Origin of the sequence: Acinetobacter sp. UBA2581 (genome assembly GCF_002339435.1) — a bacterium.
Classification (GTDB): domain Bacteria; phylum Pseudomonadota; class Gammaproteobacteria; order Pseudomonadales; family Moraxellaceae; genus Acinetobacter; species Acinetobacter variabilis.
On record NZ_DDLD01000089.1, the window covers coordinates 1 to 15,885 of the forward strand.

At 44.9% G+C, this 15,885-nt stretch carries 17 protein-coding genes, 5 tRNA genes and 1 other RNA gene; 9 read left to right on the forward strand and 14 right to left on the reverse strand.

Annotated features, from left to right (window positions below):
* Positions 1-29: 29 nt before the first annotated feature.
* The 11 genes from panD to B3Q46_RS11490 all read right to left on the reverse strand — a co-directional run bounded on the left by panD (position 30) and on the right by B3Q46_RS11490 (position 6,127).
* Positions 30-410: an aspartate 1-decarboxylase gene (gene panD / locus B3Q46_RS11440; protein ID WP_004784844.1), complete on the reverse strand. Its 381-nt coding sequence runs from the start codon at positions 408-410 to the stop codon at positions 30-32.
* A gap of 143 nt (positions 411-553) precedes the next feature.
* Positions 554-1,135, reverse strand: a complete 582-nt coding sequence (gene pth, locus B3Q46_RS11445; RefSeq protein ID WP_004784843.1) for an aminoacyl-tRNA hydrolase — start codon at positions 1,133-1,135, stop codon at positions 554-556.
* Positions 1,136-1,154: 19 nt separating this feature from the next.
* On the reverse strand, positions 1,155-1,451 hold the full coding sequence (gene rplY / locus B3Q46_RS11450) for a 50S ribosomal protein L25 (protein ID WP_004784841.1): 297 nt from the start codon (positions 1,449-1,451) through the stop codon (positions 1,155-1,157).
* 100 nt (positions 1,452-1,551) lie between these two features.
* Positions 1,552-2,505: a ribose-phosphate pyrophosphokinase gene (locus tag B3Q46_RS11455; protein WP_004784839.1), complete on the reverse strand. Its 954-nt coding sequence runs from the start codon at positions 2,503-2,505 to the stop codon at positions 1,552-1,554.
* Between the two features lie 36 nt (positions 2,506-2,541).
* Positions 2,542-2,616: transfer RNA gene (locus tag B3Q46_RS11460), tRNA-Gln, on the reverse strand.
* A 91-nt stretch (positions 2,617-2,707) separates the two neighbouring features.
* Positions 2,708-2,782: transfer RNA gene (locus tag B3Q46_RS11465), tRNA-Gln, on the reverse strand.
* Between the two features lie 20 nt (positions 2,783-2,802).
* A tRNA-Gln gene (locus B3Q46_RS11470) sits at positions 2,803-2,877 on the reverse strand.
* A gap of 26 nt (positions 2,878-2,903) precedes the next feature.
* Positions 2,904-2,978 (reverse strand) — tRNA-Gln (locus tag B3Q46_RS11475).
* Positions 2,977-3,807, reverse strand: a complete 831-nt coding sequence (ispE, locus tag B3Q46_RS11480) for a 4-(cytidine 5'-diphospho)-2-C-methyl-D-erythritol kinase (RefSeq protein ID WP_034590165.1) — start codon at positions 3,805-3,807, stop codon at positions 2,977-2,979. Before ispE ends, B3Q46_RS11475 begins: the two co-directional genes overlap by 2 nt.
* A 21-nt stretch (positions 3,808-3,828) precedes the next feature.
* The gene (gene lolB, locus B3Q46_RS11485) at positions 3,829-4,407 is read right to left on the reverse strand and encodes a lipoprotein insertase outer membrane protein LolB (RefSeq protein WP_004784835.1); all 579 of its coding nucleotides are present in this window, start codon (positions 4,405-4,407) and stop codon (positions 3,829-3,831) included.
* Positions 4,408-4,423: 16 nt separating this feature from the next.
* Positions 4,424-6,127 (reverse strand): tetratricopeptide repeat protein, encoded by a 1,704-nt coding sequence (locus B3Q46_RS11490; RefSeq protein ID WP_004784833.1) that lies wholly within the window; start codon positions 6,125-6,127, stop codon positions 4,424-4,426.
* Positions 6,128-6,205: 78 nt separating this feature from the next.
* Between B3Q46_RS11490 and hemA the strand changes: the two genes are divergently transcribed.
* Positions 6,206-7,489: a glutamyl-tRNA reductase gene (hemA, locus tag B3Q46_RS11495; RefSeq protein ID WP_004784832.1), complete on the forward strand. Its 1,284-nt coding sequence runs from the start codon at positions 6,206-6,208 to the stop codon at positions 7,487-7,489.
* A 70-nt stretch (positions 7,490-7,559) separates the two neighbouring features.
* On the opposite strand, the gene B3Q46_RS11500 is transcribed toward hemA, so the two are convergent.
* Together B3Q46_RS11500 and B3Q46_RS11505 are read right to left on the reverse strand one after the other, a co-directional pair.
* Complete coding sequence (locus B3Q46_RS11500) at positions 7,560-9,464, reverse strand: DNA primase (protein ID WP_004784830.1); 1,905 nt, start codon at positions 9,462-9,464, stop codon at positions 7,560-7,562.
* A 196-nt stretch (positions 9,465-9,660) separates the two neighbouring features.
* A complete protein-coding gene (locus tag B3Q46_RS11505; protein WP_004784828.1) occupies positions 9,661-10,653 on the reverse strand; it encodes an outer membrane protein assembly factor BamD in 993 nt (330 codons plus the stop codon).
* A gap of 71 nt (positions 10,654-10,724) precedes the next feature.
* On the opposite strand from B3Q46_RS11505, the gene rluD reads away from it, so the two are divergent.
* The 3 genes from rluD to B3Q46_RS11520 are packed head-to-tail and all read left to right on the forward strand — an operon-like array spanning position 10,725 to position 13,157.
* Positions 10,725-11,777 (forward strand): 23S rRNA pseudouridine(1911/1915/1917) synthase RluD, encoded by a 1,053-nt coding sequence (rluD, locus tag B3Q46_RS11510; RefSeq protein ID WP_004784827.1) that lies wholly within the window; start codon positions 10,725-10,727, stop codon positions 11,775-11,777.
* 38 nt (positions 11,778-11,815) lie between these two features.
* The gene (pgeF, locus tag B3Q46_RS11515; protein WP_004784825.1) at positions 11,816-12,556 is read left to right on the forward strand and encodes a peptidoglycan editing factor PgeF; all 741 of its coding nucleotides are present in this window, start codon (positions 11,816-11,818) and stop codon (positions 12,554-12,556) included.
* A 40-nt stretch (positions 12,557-12,596) separates the two neighbouring features.
* Positions 12,597-13,157 carry a flavodoxin family protein gene (locus B3Q46_RS11520; protein WP_004784824.1) on the forward strand — a complete coding sequence of 187 codons (561 nt, stop codon included), beginning with the start codon at positions 12,597-12,599 and terminating at the stop codon, positions 13,155-13,157.
* Positions 13,158-13,208: 51 nt separating this feature from the next.
* Here the strand turns inward: B3Q46_RS11520 and smpB are convergent, their stop codons facing one another.
* On the reverse strand, positions 13,209-13,685 hold the full coding sequence (gene smpB / locus B3Q46_RS11525; protein WP_004784822.1) for an SsrA-binding protein SmpB: 477 nt from the start codon (positions 13,683-13,685) through the stop codon (positions 13,209-13,211).
* Between the two features lie 138 nt (positions 13,686-13,823).
* On the opposite strand from smpB, the gene coaD reads away from it, so the two are divergent.
* From coaD to B3Q46_RS11550, 5 genes are all read left to right on the forward strand, one after another.
* On the forward strand, positions 13,824-14,315 hold the full coding sequence (gene coaD, locus B3Q46_RS11530; RefSeq protein WP_004784820.1) for a pantetheine-phosphate adenylyltransferase: 492 nt from the start codon (positions 13,824-13,826) through the stop codon (positions 14,313-14,315).
* A gap of 1 nt (position 14,316) precedes the next feature.
* The gene (locus tag B3Q46_RS11535) at positions 14,317-14,580 is read left to right on the forward strand and encodes a YfhL family 4Fe-4S dicluster ferredoxin (protein WP_034590121.1); all 264 of its coding nucleotides are present in this window, start codon (positions 14,317-14,319) and stop codon (positions 14,578-14,580) included.
* A 26-nt stretch (positions 14,581-14,606) separates the two neighbouring features.
* An RNA gene (rnpB, locus tag B3Q46_RS11540) (RNase P RNA component class A) lies at positions 14,607-14,984 on the forward strand.
* A 72-nt stretch (positions 14,985-15,056) separates the two neighbouring features.
* Positions 15,057-15,133, forward strand: a tRNA-Met gene (locus B3Q46_RS11545).
* Between the two features lie 104 nt (positions 15,134-15,237).
* Positions 15,238-15,885 (forward strand): hypothetical protein (locus tag B3Q46_RS11550; RefSeq protein ID WP_286715829.1); only part of this gene is annotated, 648 nt, incomplete at its 3' end.

Sequence of the window (15,885 nt, forward strand, 5' to 3'; positions counted from 1 at the left end):
TCTATTTCAGGACAAGACATAGAACCAGCTTAGGCAACTTGTACCGGAATGCAATTTGCAGTGTGATTCACAGTGTTATCCGGGTTGGCATAAACCAGACGTGGTTTATGAGCATTGGCTTCAGCTTCAGTGAAATCACCAAATGTTGCGATAATTACGATATCGCCAACATCAGCCTGGTGCGCAGCACCACCATTCACAGAAATAATCCCTGAATTATCTTCACCACGAATGGCATAAGTAGTAAAACGCTTACCATTGGTCACGTTCCAAACATGAATTTCTTCGTATTCACGAATGCCAGCTAGATCCATCAAAACGCCATCAATTGCACATGAACCTTCATAGTGTAATTCTGCATGTGTAACAAAAGCGCGATGAATTTTGCATTTTAATAAACGAGATAGCATGGCTAGCGTCCCCTTAGTTGACCTAAGACTTTGATCTTATGGTTGAATCAATTTCTACGACACTGGATAAGTGAGTAGGCTTGCGCATTTTGCGCCTAAATGGCCAGCAAGGCAAGCGGAATTGTCCAGCAATTTATGAATGTTTAGTTCGGTTTATAAGCATTGATTTGATTCATTGCCTGTTGTACTTCACCGTTCACCAGCATTTTGGCGCGAGCAAGTGCATGGGCAATTGCATCGTCCATTAACTCTTGTTCACTGCTTGGTGCTTTACTCAGGACATGACCAGAAACACGGTCTTTAGAACCTGGGTGACCAATACCAATGCGTAGACGATGAAAGTTCGGACCGATATGCGGCACGATATCGCGTAAACCGTTATGTCCGCCATGACCACCGCCAGTCTTCAGGCGAATAATGCCTGGATTCATATCCAGTTCATCATGGGCAATCAGGATTGATTCGGGTGCGATATTGTAAAATTTGGCGAAAGGAATAACACTTTTACCGGAAAGGTTCATGAATGTTGTAGGTAGAAGGAGACGGACGTCTTGACCTTCGATATTGCCACGACCGCTGAATCCATTGAATTTAGGGTCTTTTTTAAGGCTAATGCCATATTGATCTGCAAGGCGTTCTACAAACCAGAAGCCTGCATTATGGCGGGTTTGAGCATACTCAGAACCTGGGTTGCCCAAACCTACAATCAGTGAAATATTTGACACTAATCTACACCATTAACACTTATGCGCGTTTGAAGTCAGCGTGCATTGGAGTGTTTTTAGCTGGGTGACGTTGTAACGCTTGGATTTTAACGCTTTCAACTTTACCGTTTACATCAATTTCGATTACTTCTTCGAAGAATGAGTTGCTTTCTAAGAATTTAACAAGCTGACGAAGTTCAAGAGAAACAGCTACAGGAGCAGCTTCGCCACCATAGATGATAGCTGGAACTTTAGCAGCATGACGAAGGCGGCGGCTCGAACCTTTCCCTTGCTGTGCTACTTCACGTGCTTCTGCGTTTAATACGAAGTTTGCCATGATAGACATCCTATTTAAGTTTTAAATGAACCGGACCTGCGACCGATCCGGTGATAGAAAGCCCCGCCAAATGGCAGGGCTTTGGAAATTCAGCGCACTATTATAGATAAGAATCGAACATTGCGCTAATAGATTCTTCGTTATTGATACGACGAATTGTTTCAGCAACCATGCTTGCAACTGAAACCTGGCGAATCTTGCCAAGAGCTAAAGCTTCTTCTGAAAGAGGGATGGTGTCAGTCACAACCAGCTCATCGATCACAGAATTTTTCAGATTTTCGAGTGCTTTGCCAGACAATACTGGGTGAGTCGCGTAAGCAACCACTTTGCGGGCACCGAAAGTTTTCAACGCATCAGCAGCTTTACAAAGCGTACCAGCAGTATCCACCATGTCATCAACGATCACACAGTCACGATCTTTCACATCACCAATCAAATGCATCACTTGTGATTCATTCGCTTTTTGACGACGTTTATCGATGATCGCCAGGTCGATATCACCCATCTGTTTCGCAACAGCACGAGCACGAACTACACCACCTACGTCAGGAGAAACAACCATCAGGTTATGATGCTGTTGTTGGCGTAAGTCAGCAAGTAGGGCTGGCGTACCGTAGATGTTGTCTACAGGAATATCGAAGAAACCTTGGATCTGGTCGGCGTGAAGATCAATCATCACCACACGGTCAATACCTACAGTGGTCAGCATATCTGCAACAACTTTTGCAGTAATCGGCACACGGCTTGAACGGGGACGACGGTCTTGACGGGCATAACCGAAGTAAGGAATCACGGCAGTAATACGACCAGCACTTGCACGGCGTAACGCGTCAGCCATGACCAGGATTTCCATCAGGTTATCATTGGTCGGTGCACAAGTAGGTTGTACGATGAATACGTCTTTACCACGAACATTTTCAGTAATCTCAACAGCGATTTCGCCATCAGAGAACTGGCCTACAGAGGCAGCGCCTAGAGGAATATGTAAGTGACTTACGACTTTTTGAGCGAATTGTGGATGCGCGGTTCCACTAAAAACGACAAGATTGGGCATGAAGCACCCTTGGCGGTTGGTATGTATGGAAGTAGATGGCAGGGGTAGCTGGATTCGAACCAACGGATGCCGAGATCAAAACCCGGTGCCTTACCACTTGGCGATACCCCTAATGCGGCAGAACTTTAATATTTTTGCGGTATTGTGTCAAGGTAAATTAACAGTCTTACAGCAAATGATGTTCTGTCTTTTTTCGAGAAAATGGCAGGGGCGGCTGGATTCGAACCAACGGATGCCGAGATCAAAACCCGGTGCCTTACCACTTGGCGACGCCCCTAAATTTGATGAACTGTAAGATGGCAGGGGTAGCTGGATTCGAACCAACGGATGCCGAGATCAAAACCCGGTGCCTTACCACTTGGCGATACCCCTAATACAGTACATCTACAGGTGAATAATGGCAGGGGTAGCTGGATTCGAACCAACGGATGCCGAGATCAAAACCCGGTGCCTTACCACTTGGCGATACCCCTATTGAACCTTGAAATGATGTAATGGCGATTCTTGCAGACTGTTCACCAGGTAAGATTTACATGGTGCATTCTCAAGAATGTCGGTCACATTCATATCATCAGTTACCTCGATAAAAACACAAGCACCTGTACCTGTAAGCTTTGCAACACCGAACTGGTCGAGATATTGCATTGCCTCATCGACTTCTGGATATAGGCTTCTTGCCACTGGCTCAAAGTTATTTCCGAAATCAGATGGCTTTATCTGATAGGCGCAAAATTTAGAGCTCTTCGTGTCTCTTGTCAACGTTTTTTGTGAAAAAAGCTGTTGAGTGCTGATAAAACAGTCAGGTTTTAACACAATGAACTGTTTTTGATCTAAGTCTATGAATGTTAAGTGTTCACCAATACCTTCAGCCCAAGCATTGCGACCATGAACAAAAATGGGCACATCCGCGCCCAGTTTGACACCGAGCTCTGCCAGTTGCTCGGAATTTAAGCCACAATACCATAACTGATTCAGCACAATCAGGGTTGTTGCGGCATTGGATGAGCCACCACCAAGACCTGCACCCATAGGAATATTTTTCTCCAGTCGAATGATCAGACCAGAAGGCGCTTTGGCATAAGGCTGCAAAATCTGCGCTGCACGATAGATGAGATTCTGTTCCAGATCGACTGAGGACAAACCTTCAATCTGAATCTGCCGATCATCTGTTTGCTCAAACTCTAGCCAGTCACACAAATCTATCAATTGAAAGATACTTTGCAGCTCGTGATAACCATCCGGACGACGACCGGTGATATGGAGAAACAAATTCAGTTTTGCAGGTGAGGGAACACGAATCATCATAGGCTTGCATCAGACCAGTTAACGGTTTTGAATCACCATTGTAATACGGTTTTCACCCCCATTCTCAAGCGACTGCTTTAAAATCAAGCGGTTTGGAACAGTTGCCTGCTGGTTATAACTGAGGTCTACCGTCCAGCCTTGTTCAATAATCTGGCTGATACGCTGTGAGCTGTCTTTCTGGATCTGGGCAGATTGTGTCGCGGGACGTGCCTGTACCCAATCGACTAAATGGCTAATCGGAGCTTGCCAGCCGGTTGCACGTTGCAGTAATTCTTCTGCTGTTGCTGCCTTGATCAGGCCGGTTTTGGCACTATTCAAAGTTACCTGACCAGGAGTACCTGAAATCTGGGTTTTTCCGGCACCTAAAATACCAGTCAGTTCAATATCAAACTCTTCCTGCTGCTGAACCCAGGTAAAAAAGGCACTGCCGCTTTGCTGAGGTGTTCGTACCCCGATTTTACCTTGCAGCTGGAACTGGTTTTTAGCCTGTACCGATGGCGTGACAGGAGCTTTTTGCTGAACCATCTGCTGACAGCCACTCATGAGTAGGGCAGTAGAAGCAAGGAAACAGCAGCCTAAAGTACTTATGTTGCGCATAAAAGAATGGACTCGTTCAGGATTGTGGTGCTAACAATAGCGAATTAAGTTGGTTTAATTCTGGGTCATTTGGATGGTTTTGTTGTAATTGTTGTAACACTTGATGGAATTGTTGTAGATCGCCTTTCATATAAAGCGAACGTGCATAACGGACACCAATTTTCGCACTTGGATTTAGTTCATAGGCTTTAAGCAGCACCTGGGCAGCTGTGGCAAAGTCATTCTGCAGGTAACAGATGTAGCCATAGGTATCCAGAATAGAAGCCTGTTCTGGTGCGTATTCCAGTGCCTGTTCAGCATAGCGCCGTGCTTCATCCAGACGACGATTTTGACGAGCCAGCGTATAGGCATAAGCATTCAGATAGGTTGGACTATTCGGCTCGATTTTAAGCAGGGTTTTTAACAGCTGATCCAGTTGATCACGATCTTCATGTGGATCTAACAATAAGACTTGAGCATAGACCAGTTCCGGATCATCCGGCAGGTTTTTGCTGGCTTCTTCCAGAATCCGGATCGCTGCGTTCTTATTATTCATGCGTTTCAAAATATCCGCCTGAGCCAGATACAGGAAACTGGCATGTTGCGGATAATTGACCCGTTCCTGAGTCAGAAAGCGCAGCGCATCATGCAGTTTATCCTGCTCGGCAAAGATAGCAATGATATTGCGTCGTGAGACCGTATACAGGCTGCCATCCACCAGGCGGTAATAGGCTTTGGCAGTTTCATAATGTTGTTTGCGTTCTGCATTGACCGCCAGATAGTAATAGGCTTCATTCTGGTACTGAGCCGAATAACGGAGCTCCACCAGATATTTTTCGGCCCGTTCATATTGCTGCAGGTCAATACTGGTTAAGCCGGCAATAAACAACGCTTCTTCGTGTTGTGGTGATTTTTTCAGGATCGTTTCTAGTTTCTGTAAGGCCTTTTCAGCTTCATTCAGCTTGATCAGGTATTTGACCTCAGCCAGACGTATATCCATGTTGTTGCGATGTTTGCGACTGGCCTTCTCGTACCATTTCAGCGTTTCCTCATTGTTACCCAATGCTGCCAACAGATTGGCTTTCATTAGGATATAGCCAGTCGACTTTGGACGTTTTTTTAATGCACGGTTGATGGTATTGAGAGCCTGCTCTAACTGACCTTTTTGTGCTTCCAGACCGGCGACCAGCACCAGAATCGAAGGATTGTCTTTAGCTTTACTGGTACTTAGAGCCTGAATTAAATATTCACGGTCATCTGGCTCATCCGGGGCAATCCCGGCCAGAATTTCTTCCAGATCGGCGTTATCATCAATTTTCAGGATCTTTTCTAGCGTTTCTGCCGCCAGTTCGTACTCATGCGCTTTTAAAGCAATATGTGCCAGATAGAATAATGCCGGAACATCTTGCGGTTCTTGGACGACCCAGTGGGTAGAAATATCCAGCGCTGCATTCAGGTCTTCATGTTCGAGGGCGATATTGAGCGCGCGCTGTTTAACCGCGGTGGAATTGCTTTTAATGGCCAGCACAGTATAGTTGTGTAAAGCGTTTGGAATATCGCGATAGGCGAGTGCGAACTCGGCTATCATACTTTGTTTTATCGCATCATAATTTTGATTTGCATGGTAAACTGCTTCTGCTGCATAAAGATGAGCAGTTGAAGCCATGCTAACCACCAGCAAGAATGTGGTAGAATATTGCTTAATGGTAGGGCCGTTTATACGGCTAGTTGTTAGACGCAATTTTTCTTTATCCAAGTAATGCTTTTTATGACACCGATGTTGCACAATAGCATAAATTTAGTGAAATGATGACCTGATATGTCTTTCTTTGCATTGGGTGTCAACCATCAAACTGCCTCTGTAGAGCTGCGCGAAAAGATTGCTTTTAACCCTGAAAAGTTAAGCATTTTACTTGCCGAGCAAAGCCAGCACCCTGTACTGAATGATATGGTGGTGGTGTCTACATGTAACCGGACTGAAGTTTACGCTATGTCGGACAATGTCGACATGGTGCTGAACTGGCTCGCCCAGACCAATGGTATTGATTCCAAGCAATTGCAGAATCACGTTTATCGCTATGAGAATGCGCAAGCCGTCACTCATCTGATGCGTGTCGCCAGTGGTCTCGACTCCCTGATGCTTGGTGAACCGCAGATTCTGGGACAGGTCAAAACTGCACTTTCCCTTGCCAAAGAATCCAAGACCGTTTCGCAAAACCTGAATCGTATCTTTGAATATGCCTTTTATGCGGCCAAGCGTGTGCGCTCGGAAACAGCGGTCGGTAGTCATGCAGTATCAATGGGTTATGCAGTCGCACAATTAGCATTGCAAGTATTTAGCCGACCTGAGCAATTGACTGTGATGGTGGTAGCCGCCGGGGAAATGAACACTCTGGTGGCCAAACATCTGGCAGAAATGGGCGTCGGAAAAATCATTATCTGTAACCGCACTCGTGCTCGTGCAGAGAATTTGGCGCAGGAAATTGCGCATCGTGCAGATGTAGAAATTATTGATTTTGATCAGCTGGCAGCAAACCTGCATCGTGCAGATGTGATTTCTAGTTGTACCGGCAGTTTGCATCAAGTTATTCACTATCCGGATGTTAAAGCCGCTTTAAAGAAGCGCCGTTACCAGCAAATGCTGTTGGTCGATCTGGCTGTCCCACGTGATATTGATCCAAAAGTTGAAAAGCTGGATGGAGTTTATCTCTACGGCGTAGACGATCTGCAAAGCGTGATCGATGAAAACCTGGCGCAGCGTCGTCAGGCAGCGGTCGAAGCGGAAGTCATGGTTAATCAACTGGCGACCGAGTTGATCACTCAGCAGAAGCTGCGTAAGGCGGGTAGTACGATTCATGCTTATCGGGATTATGGGGAAAGCCTGTGTCAGGAAGAACTGGCAACTGCTATGCAACGTATTGCCAAAGGTGAAAGTGCTGAAACAGTATTGGCCGAATTTTCGCATCGTTTGACCCAAAAACTTCTGCATCCCACCTCAATCATGCTGCGTGAAGCTGCCAAAGCTGAAGATCCAAGCTATTTTGAAATGCTACAGAATAGTTTACAGGACGTGGTACAGCATCGCCGTAAGGTTAAACATTAAGATGATATTGAGTTAACTTCCCGATATTTAAAGGGCGTTTAAAATAAACGCCTTTTTTATTTCTTGGTTTTTAATCTTCGAGCAAGGTCATGGAACGTTTTTTATCAATTTCATAAATCCGCATCTTGAGATTTTTCATCTCCGCAATACTACTAAACTTTTTCGATTTTAATTTGTGTTGTAGACACTGATATTGCAGCTTGATCGAGAAGTCTGCCGCCAGTTTGTCTGCCTGCTCAGGAGAAGAGGTGTAATCGCTGACATTGGCGTGTTGCAAGATATGCTGTAACTCATGATGATGTGCAGCACAGGCACCGAGTACATAATAGGTCGACAGTTCCGGATCATCCGGCAATTCATCGAAAATCACATTAAATATATTCAGGATCTTGAATAGCAATTGATCTTCACTGACTAATGCGCGTAATGGTTCAAAATGGATATACAGATATGGATGATTCAACAGAATTGCAATGACATATTCTTCGGCATCAATTTTAGTACTGAAGCTTAGAGATGCATCATTATTAACTTTGGGTTGCCATTTGCGGCTAAAACCGAGTTTTTCCCGAAAGAACTGTTGCAGCAGATAACGGAATGAGCCAGCTTTGGGTAACAATTCGGTTAGCTGACGTAGTTCTCCCATCACCTGACTTTTACCTTCAGGCGTTGCAATATCATGATTCTGAGTGAGATGGGCAAAGACAAAGTCAGAGAGTAGCGGTGCCTGATCCAGCAGGCGGCGGAAATTTTCAATGCCTTCACGACGAATCAGGGAGTCTGGGTCATGGTCATTCGGCAAGACAAAGAATTTTAGCTCACGCCCATCATTGAGCAGGGGTAGGGCAATTTCCAGAGTACGGCGTGCCGCTTTTTGTCCAGCCGCATCACCATCAAAAGCAATGGTAATCCGGTTATTCTGCTTGAACAGAATATTTAGGTGATCAGTATTACTTGCTGTTCCCAAAGTAGCTACTGCACCATGAATGCCATATTGCTGCAAGGCAATGACATCCATATAGCCTTCTACCATTAACCAGTCTTGGGCTTTCTGCTTGCGACCTTCATACAGGCCATACAATAACTGGTTTTTATGGAAAACTTCTGAATCGGGTGAGTTGATATATTTCGGTTTGATCTCGTCATTCAGCGCACGACCACCAAAACCAACCACGCGACCTTTGCTATCACGAATCGGGAAGATGACCCGATCACGGAGCAGGTCAAAATCCCGGCCACTATCGCTAGTACGAATCAGACCTAAAAGTTTGAGACCTTCAATATCCTGCGGAAAGGCTTTTTCCAGATGTTGCCAGTCTTCCGGTGCATACCCGAGTCGCCAGTAGGCAATCGTTTCTGCGGTCAGACCACGCTGTTTAAAATACTGCTGGGCACTTGGACTATTGGGTAATTGGCGCTCATAAAACTGCGCGATATTCTCCAGCAGGTCGTATAAGTTGCCATCTGCTTGTGCTTCTGCTGCAGGCATTTGCTCAAAAGCAGCAAAAGGGTCATCTGTATAAAATTCAGCTTCAGGTGCCTGAATTTCAGCAAATGGATCAAAATAAGCAGACTGTTCAGGCGCTGGATTTGTAGATGTATCCGCAGTTTTTGCTGGTGGTGCTGCAATCGGTTTCGGTTTGGCTTCGCGTTTGTATTTTAAGCGGTTGGAATCTTTATTATCTTTAGGCAGTTCAATCCCGGTCTGGCTAGACAGGTCTTTCATCACTTCAATGAAATTACGGCTGCCAATATCCATTAAAAAACGGATGGCATTACCATTGGCCTGACAGCCAAAGCAGTGGAAATACTGCTTATCACGATACACGTGGAAAGAAGGCGATTTTTCCTGATGGAAAGGGCAACAGCCGGAATAAGTACGGCCAGTTTTTTTTAGTTTCACGTATTGACCAATCACATCGACAATATCGGTGCGATCGAGAATCTGATCAATCGTATGTTGAGGAATGGCCATGGTTTGCTAAGCTTCTCGTGCTGCGTTATTTAGGTGTTAAATCATTGAAAATTAAGAGTAGGATGATTCATCCAACGCTATAGATGAATTAATTGGTATAACCTGTTTGTACAATTTGTTCAAGCATTGCTCAGAAAATGCAAAAGGGCAAGTATGATAACTTGCCCTTCGCAAAAATGCACCTGTAACAGTTGGCTTATTCAGCAGTCGGTTCAGGTAGCTCAGTTTCATTAGTTTTAGGACGATCGAGTAGGCCAAACGTCATACGATTGGTCAGACTGCGTTTTTCTGCCTGGACTTCAGACGACTGGCTAGACGTATCGGTCACGGTTTTGGCTTCTTTACCGAAAATACCCAAAGTCGCACGGTTGAAGAAACTGCCTTCACTACGTGCTGCACGCAGGTTCACAGTACCATCAGCATTCACCAGACCTGGATAGTTCAGTTTCAGTACTTCGATATATTGCTGTGCTGTGGCTTTGTCACCTACCTTGTCATAGCCGTAAGCAACGGTTGCCAGCGCTTCTGGAATCTGTGGAGTTTGTGGATAGTGTTCAATTACCCATAAACCACGTTCAACAGCAGCCAGATATGCTTTACGCTTAATATTGAAACGGGCTGCATTCATTTCGCTTTCTGCCAGTTCCTGACCGATAAACTTCATGCGCTGTGCAGCGTCTACAGCATAGGTACTTGATGGATAGCGACGAATGAAATCGACAAAATTCTGGTAAGCCACTTTCAGGTAGCTCACATCACGGTGCGACTGTTTTAGTGAGGTATAACGCAGCAGGCCATTATAGTTCTGCTCCATATTCGCTACACCACGAACATAGTAAGCATAGTCGACATTTGGATGTTGCGGATTCAGACGGATAAAGCGTTCTGCCAGTGCGACTGCACCTTCATAATCTTTTTGTTGGAATTTGACATAGAGCAGTTCCAGTTGCGCCTGCGGTGCATACTGGCTGGTTGGATAATAGGTTTCCAGTGCTTCGAGCTGTTTTGCTGCATCAGTATATTGTTTGCGATCTAGCGCGTTCTGCGCTTTTTGGATATAAACCTGTTCGCTAGATTCTGGACCTTTGTCCACGACTTCTTTTTTTGGATTACTGCTACAGCCTACCATTGCCGATGCAATGCCTAACGTCACAGCAAGCATTGTCATTTTATAATGTGGTAGCGACATAAAAATTCCTCTGTTAATACGGGCAATGAGCTACAATTGCACTATTAAACCACTTTTGTCTGAATGAGCAAATGAGTCAAGCACAATCTTCCAATTCTAATATCCCTGATACTGATTTCAATTTACTTGAAGATTCTGAGGATGCAGATAACCATACTTCAGACGCAACTGCAACACGTTTATCGTTGCAATTTCAATTGGATGAAAGTTATATCGGGCAACGTATCGACCAGATTGCAGCCATGGTCTGGAGCGATTTTTCTCGAGAAAAGCTCAAGCAATGGATCAAAGACGGCAATTTATTAGTGAATGGTCAACCAGTTAAGCCAAAATTTAAAAGTGACGGTTTTGAAACCCTGACTTTAAACGTTGAACTGGAGGCACAAACCCGTAGTCTGCCTGAAGATATTCCACTGGATATCGTCTATGAAGATGATGACATCATTGTCATTAACAAACCAGTAGGCATGGTGGTGCATCCGGGTGCAGGTAATATGACTGGTACACTGGTCAATGCTTTGCTGCATCATTATCCGAAATCTTCTGAACTGGCGCGTGCAGGTTTAGTGCACCGGATCGATAAAGACACTAGTGGCCTATTGGTTGTCGCAAAAAATCTGGAAGCGCAGTTTGCGCTTAGTAAGCAGCTTGAGAAAAAGACCGTTTACCGTGTGTATGACCTGATTGTCTATGGCAACATCATTGCCGGCGGTACCATTGATGAACCGATTAAACGTCATCCGGTTGATCGTGTGAAAATGGCAGTCCTGCCAGGCGGTAAGGAAGCGGTGACGCACTACAATGTGAAAGAACGCTTCCAGCATTTCACCCGTATTCAGGCACGTCTGGAAACCGGTCGTACGCACCAGATTCGTGTGCACTTTAGCTACCTGGGCTATGGTCTGGTGGGTGATCAGGTCTATATGCCACGTGTGCGTATGCCAGCCGGTGCTTCGCAATTGCTAGATGACACCTTGCGTGGTTTTAAACGTCAGGCACTGCATGCAGCGACTCTAGGTCTGAAGCATCCACGCACTAAAGAAGAAATGACCTTTAATGCGCCATGGCCAGAAGACTTCGCCAATCTGGTTGAAGTGCTGCGTAGCGAAAACAAGGCCTATTAATTTTTCATTCTATTAGCAGTCATTAAAAGGGAAGCGACATGCAATTTGTACAAGGTTTGCCTCAAGGCGTTTATGTGGGTCAGACCCGTGTTCATCATGAACAGGTACAGCCTTCAGCCCAGCCAGAACTGGCCGGCTTTAACCTGGCTTTGCATGTCAAGGACGATCCGGTGCGAGTGCAGAAGCACCGCATCCAGCTGTTGAAAGACTTCCAGCCTTTTGGTGTGGACAAAATTACCTGGATGACACAGACGCATAGCACCATTTGTCATACCATCAATGAGCAGATGCCTTTCGATGCGCTGATCGGTGATGGTCTGGTCACACAGCGCAAGGCCCATGCCTTGATGATGATGACGGCAGACTGCTTGCCAGTGGTGCTGGGTAATACCGAAGGCACTGAAGTGGCCAATCTGCATGCGGGTTGGCGTGGGCTGGCAGGCGGTATCGTTGAAAATACTATTGCCGCGATGCAAACCAAGCCTACCTGGGCGTGGCTTGGTGCGGCCATCAGCCAGCCTTGTTTTGAAATTGGCGCAGAAGTAAGAGAAGCTTTCTGTTCCAAATATCCTGAACTGGACAGTGCATTTCAGGCAGGGGAACAGGCCGGAAAATACTATGCGGATCTGTATGCGATAGCGCGTTACATCTTGCAGCAGCAGGGCGTTGAGACTGTTTTAGGTGGCGATCAGTGTTCATATCGTCAGGCGAATGAATACTTTTCTTATCGCCGTGAAGCCAAAACCGGACGTATGGCAACATTCGTGTTTATAGCATGAAAATGTTAAACTTGATTGAAATTCTTGGTTTTTGATTGTTATGTCCCTATCTTCCCAATCTGTTGCGATTGTTTATCACAGTCCTTATGGACACACGGCTAAAGTGGCAAACTTCATTGCCGAAGGCGCACAAAAAACTGGTGTCCAGGTGTATATGATGAATGTGGAACAGGTGGATTGGGAGGTGCTGGACGCTGCCGATGCGATTGTATTTGGCTGTCCAACCTATATGGGTAGTCTAACCTCTGCCATGAAGTTGTTTATGGAGCAGTCTTCCAAGCGCTGGCTGGCACGTAGCTGGCAAGGCAAGCTGGCAGCAGCCTTCACCAATGGTGGTGGTTTAAGTGGGGACAAGCTGGCTGTCTTGCAGCAGATTAATCTGTTTGCGATGCAACATGGCATGTTGTGGTCAGGTCTACCGTTAATGCCGACAGGTCGTTCCACTACCGATCTGAATCGTATGTCGAGCTTTCTGGGCCTTATGACCCAATCTGACAATGCACCTGTTGAAGTAACACCACCGGAAGGGGATTTACAAACCGCGATCTGGTTTGGTGAATATATTGCCTTGACACTAGCTCGTCTGAATCTAAAAGCCTAATTCGATCTGTAAAAAAAACCTCCATTCATTGGAGGTTTTTTATTGCTGGCATTATTTATGGAAAATACGCGCTTTATCACGTTGCCAGTCACGGTCTTTTTCAGATGCACGCTTGTCGTGTAACTGTTTACCTTTTACCAACGCAATTTCCAGCTTGGCATGCGGGCCTTTCCAGTAACAGGCCAGTGGTACACAGGAATAACCTTTCTGGTTGATCGCGCCCATGAGTTTTTCAATTTCACGGCGTTTCAGCAGCAGTTTACGGGTACGCGTCGCTTCAGGGACAACATGGGTAGATGCACTCAGTAAAGGCTGAATCTGTGCGCCGAACAGGAAGGCTTCACCATTTTTAAAGGTGATATAGCTCTCCACAATACTCATACGACCGGCACGCAGGGATTTTACTTCCCAGCCTTGCAAGGAAAGTCCAGCTTCAAATTTTTCTTCAATAAAATAATCGTGACGGGCACGTTTGTTCAGAGCAATCGTTCCGCCGTTATTTTTTTTAACTACAGTTGCTTTCGCCATAATCAGACACTTCCAAAGTTACAGCTATTGTACCGTAACTTTTATTGAGTTGAAGTGTTTAAATTGATGGAGTTTCTTCACTAAAAAATGAAGATTTTGTTAAAATGGAAACTTACACAATAAACAGAGTACAAATGGATGACTAAAACTCGTGTAATTTATCCGGGAACTTTTGATCCGATCACCAATGGCCATATTGATTTGGTGACCCGCGCAGCAAAGATGTTTGATGAAGTTGTAGTTGCGATTGCCATCGGACATCACAAAAACCCGGTATTTAGTCTGGAAGAACGAGTTGAACTGGCCCAAACGTCATTAAGCCATTTGAACAATGTTGAATTTGTAGGATTTGATGGCCTGCTGGTGAACTTCTTCCGCGAGCAGAATGCGACAGCGGTGTTGCGTGGTTTACGTGCAGTGTCCGATTTTGAGTATGAATTCCAGCTGGCCAACATGAACCGTCAACTGGATTCTCATTTTGAAGCGGTATTTTTAACCCCTTCAGAGCAATATTCTTTTATTTCATCCACATTGGTGCGTGAAATTGCTCGTTTAAGAGGTGATGTGACCAAGTTTGTTCCGCCAAACGTGGTTGAAGCCTTCGAGCGTAAACTTCAACAAGGTTGGTAGAGTGTCTTTATATATCACCGATGAATGTATCAATTGTGATGTCTGTGAACCTGTCTGTCCGAATGAGGCAATTTTCATGGGTGACGTCATCTATGAAATTAACCCAAACCTGTGTACAGAATGCGTCGGACATCACGACAAACCACAGTGCCAGTTATTTTGTCCTGTGGACTGTATCCCGCTTGATCCGAACCATGCCGAGACCCGTGAGGAGCTTCAGGCCAAGTATGAAAAACTGACTGCTCAAAAAACATCAAGCAATTAGTCGCCAGATTTGGTACTATGCGGCTCGAAGTGAGCCAGACGATCGCTGCTGTGGAGATCTCCGTGATTGAAGCAGGGGAGGAAAGTCCGGGCTTCATAGGGCAAGGTGCCAGGTAACGCCTGGGCGGCGTGAGCCGACGGAAAGTGCAGCAGAGAGTAGACCGCCTTCATTATGGTTTCGAGCAATCGGAATCGGAGGTAAGGGTGAAAGGGTGCGGTAAGAGCGCACCGCATGACTGGTAACAGTTCATGGCATGGTAAACCCCACCGGAAGCAAGACCAAATAGGGATCCTTTAGGCATGGCCCATGCTGGATCCGGGTAGGTCGCTTGAGCGTATGAGTGATTGTACGCCTAGAGGAATGATCGTTCTCGACAGAACCCGGCTTATCGGCTCACTTCACCAAATTTTGATCAATCAGCACAATATGGGCTTGACGTTCTAAACAGAAAAACCCATAATGCGCCCACAGTTTAAGGCTATGTAGCTCAGTTGGTTAGAGCACCGCACTCATAATGCGGGGGTCACAAGTTCAAGTCTCGTCATAGCCACCATATTCTGAAAAACCCACTCCGATTGAGTGGGTTTTTTTATGCCTGTTAAATTATTAAGCTAATAGATATACTTTTTAGATTGATAAAAGATTTATAAATTTCATATGGATAAAATTTTCTCTAAAAATATTGTTGGTAGTATTTCTATTTTATGGATCGTATTTATTTTTTGCCTATTGATCATAAAAAGAGGAACTTTAACGGGTCTTGAGCTAAATGCGATAGGGGATTTTATTGCTGGAACATTTGCACCACTTGGATTTTTTTGGCTTGTCGCAGGTTTTTACCAACAAGGCGAAGGTTTAAGGCAAAATTCTGAAGCTTTAAAAATGCAAGCGAAAGAATTAAATACTAGTAGTAAAGCATTGCTAGCTCAAGTAAAGGAAATGCAAGCTTCTGTAGAGCAACAAACACGTCTAGCTGCAGTATATGAAGAAGAGTTGAAACAAAAGCATTTTGAGGTTCAACCATATTTTGAATATGATTTTAATATGTCTAACAACTATGAAGTTGATGAACCTATTTATGATGAAAATGATAATATTATCGATACTTACATAGATAAAAGAATAGAGTTTCAATTAAAAATTACTAATTTGGGAGAACTTGCTAGGAATTTGATAGTTAGATCACGAAAAGGACAACCCGATATTCAAAAAAGACTTTATAAGTTTGAAAACTCACAGACATGCAATATTACTTTTGAAATTGATGGTCAGTGCGCATATGAGTTGGCGAATTCAAACATGAGG

Excerpts from the sequence above, each read along its gene's own strand:
- rplY (WP_004784841.1), bottom strand. The coding sequence starts at position 1,451 with ATGGCAAACTTCGTATTAAACGCAGAAGCACGTGAAGTAGCACAGCAA.
- B3Q46_RS11505 (WP_004784828.1), bottom strand. The coding sequence starts at position 10,653 with ATGTCGCTACCACATTATAAAATGACAATGCTTGCTGTGACGTTAGGC.
- panD (WP_004784844.1), bottom strand. The coding sequence starts at position 410 with ATGCTATCTCGTTTATTAAAATGCAAAATTCATCGCGCTTTTGTTACA.
- B3Q46_RS11455 (WP_004784839.1), bottom strand. The coding sequence starts at position 2,505 with ATGCCCAATCTTGTCGTTTTTAGTGGAACCGCGCATCCACAATTCGCT.
- smpB (WP_004784822.1), bottom strand. The coding sequence starts at position 13,685 with ATGGCGAAAGCAACTGTAGTTAAAAAAAATAACGGCGGAACGATTGCT.
- B3Q46_RS11520 (WP_004784824.1), top strand. The coding sequence starts at position 12,597 with ATGTCCCTATCTTCCCAATCTGTTGCGATTGTTTATCACAGTCCTTAT.
- lolB (WP_004784835.1), bottom strand. The coding sequence starts at position 4,407 with ATGCGCAACATAAGTACTTTAGGCTGCTGTTTCCTTGCTTCTACTGCC.
- ispE (WP_034590165.1), bottom strand. The coding sequence starts at position 3,807 with ATGATTCGTGTTCCCTCACCTGCAAAACTGAATTTGTTTCTCCATATC.
- rluD (WP_004784827.1), top strand. The coding sequence starts at position 10,725 with ATGAGTCAAGCACAATCTTCCAATTCTAATATCCCTGATACTGATTTC.
- pgeF (WP_004784825.1), top strand. The coding sequence starts at position 11,816 with ATGCAATTTGTACAAGGTTTGCCTCAAGGCGTTTATGTGGGTCAGACC.
- coaD (WP_004784820.1), top strand. The coding sequence starts at position 13,824 with ATGACTAAAACTCGTGTAATTTATCCGGGAACTTTTGATCCGATCACC.
- hemA (WP_004784832.1), top strand. The coding sequence starts at position 6,206 with ATGTCTTTCTTTGCATTGGGTGTCAACCATCAAACTGCCTCTGTAGAG.
- B3Q46_RS11500 (WP_004784830.1), bottom strand. The coding sequence starts at position 9,464 with ATGGCCATTCCTCAACATACGATTGATCAGATTCTCGATCGCACCGAT.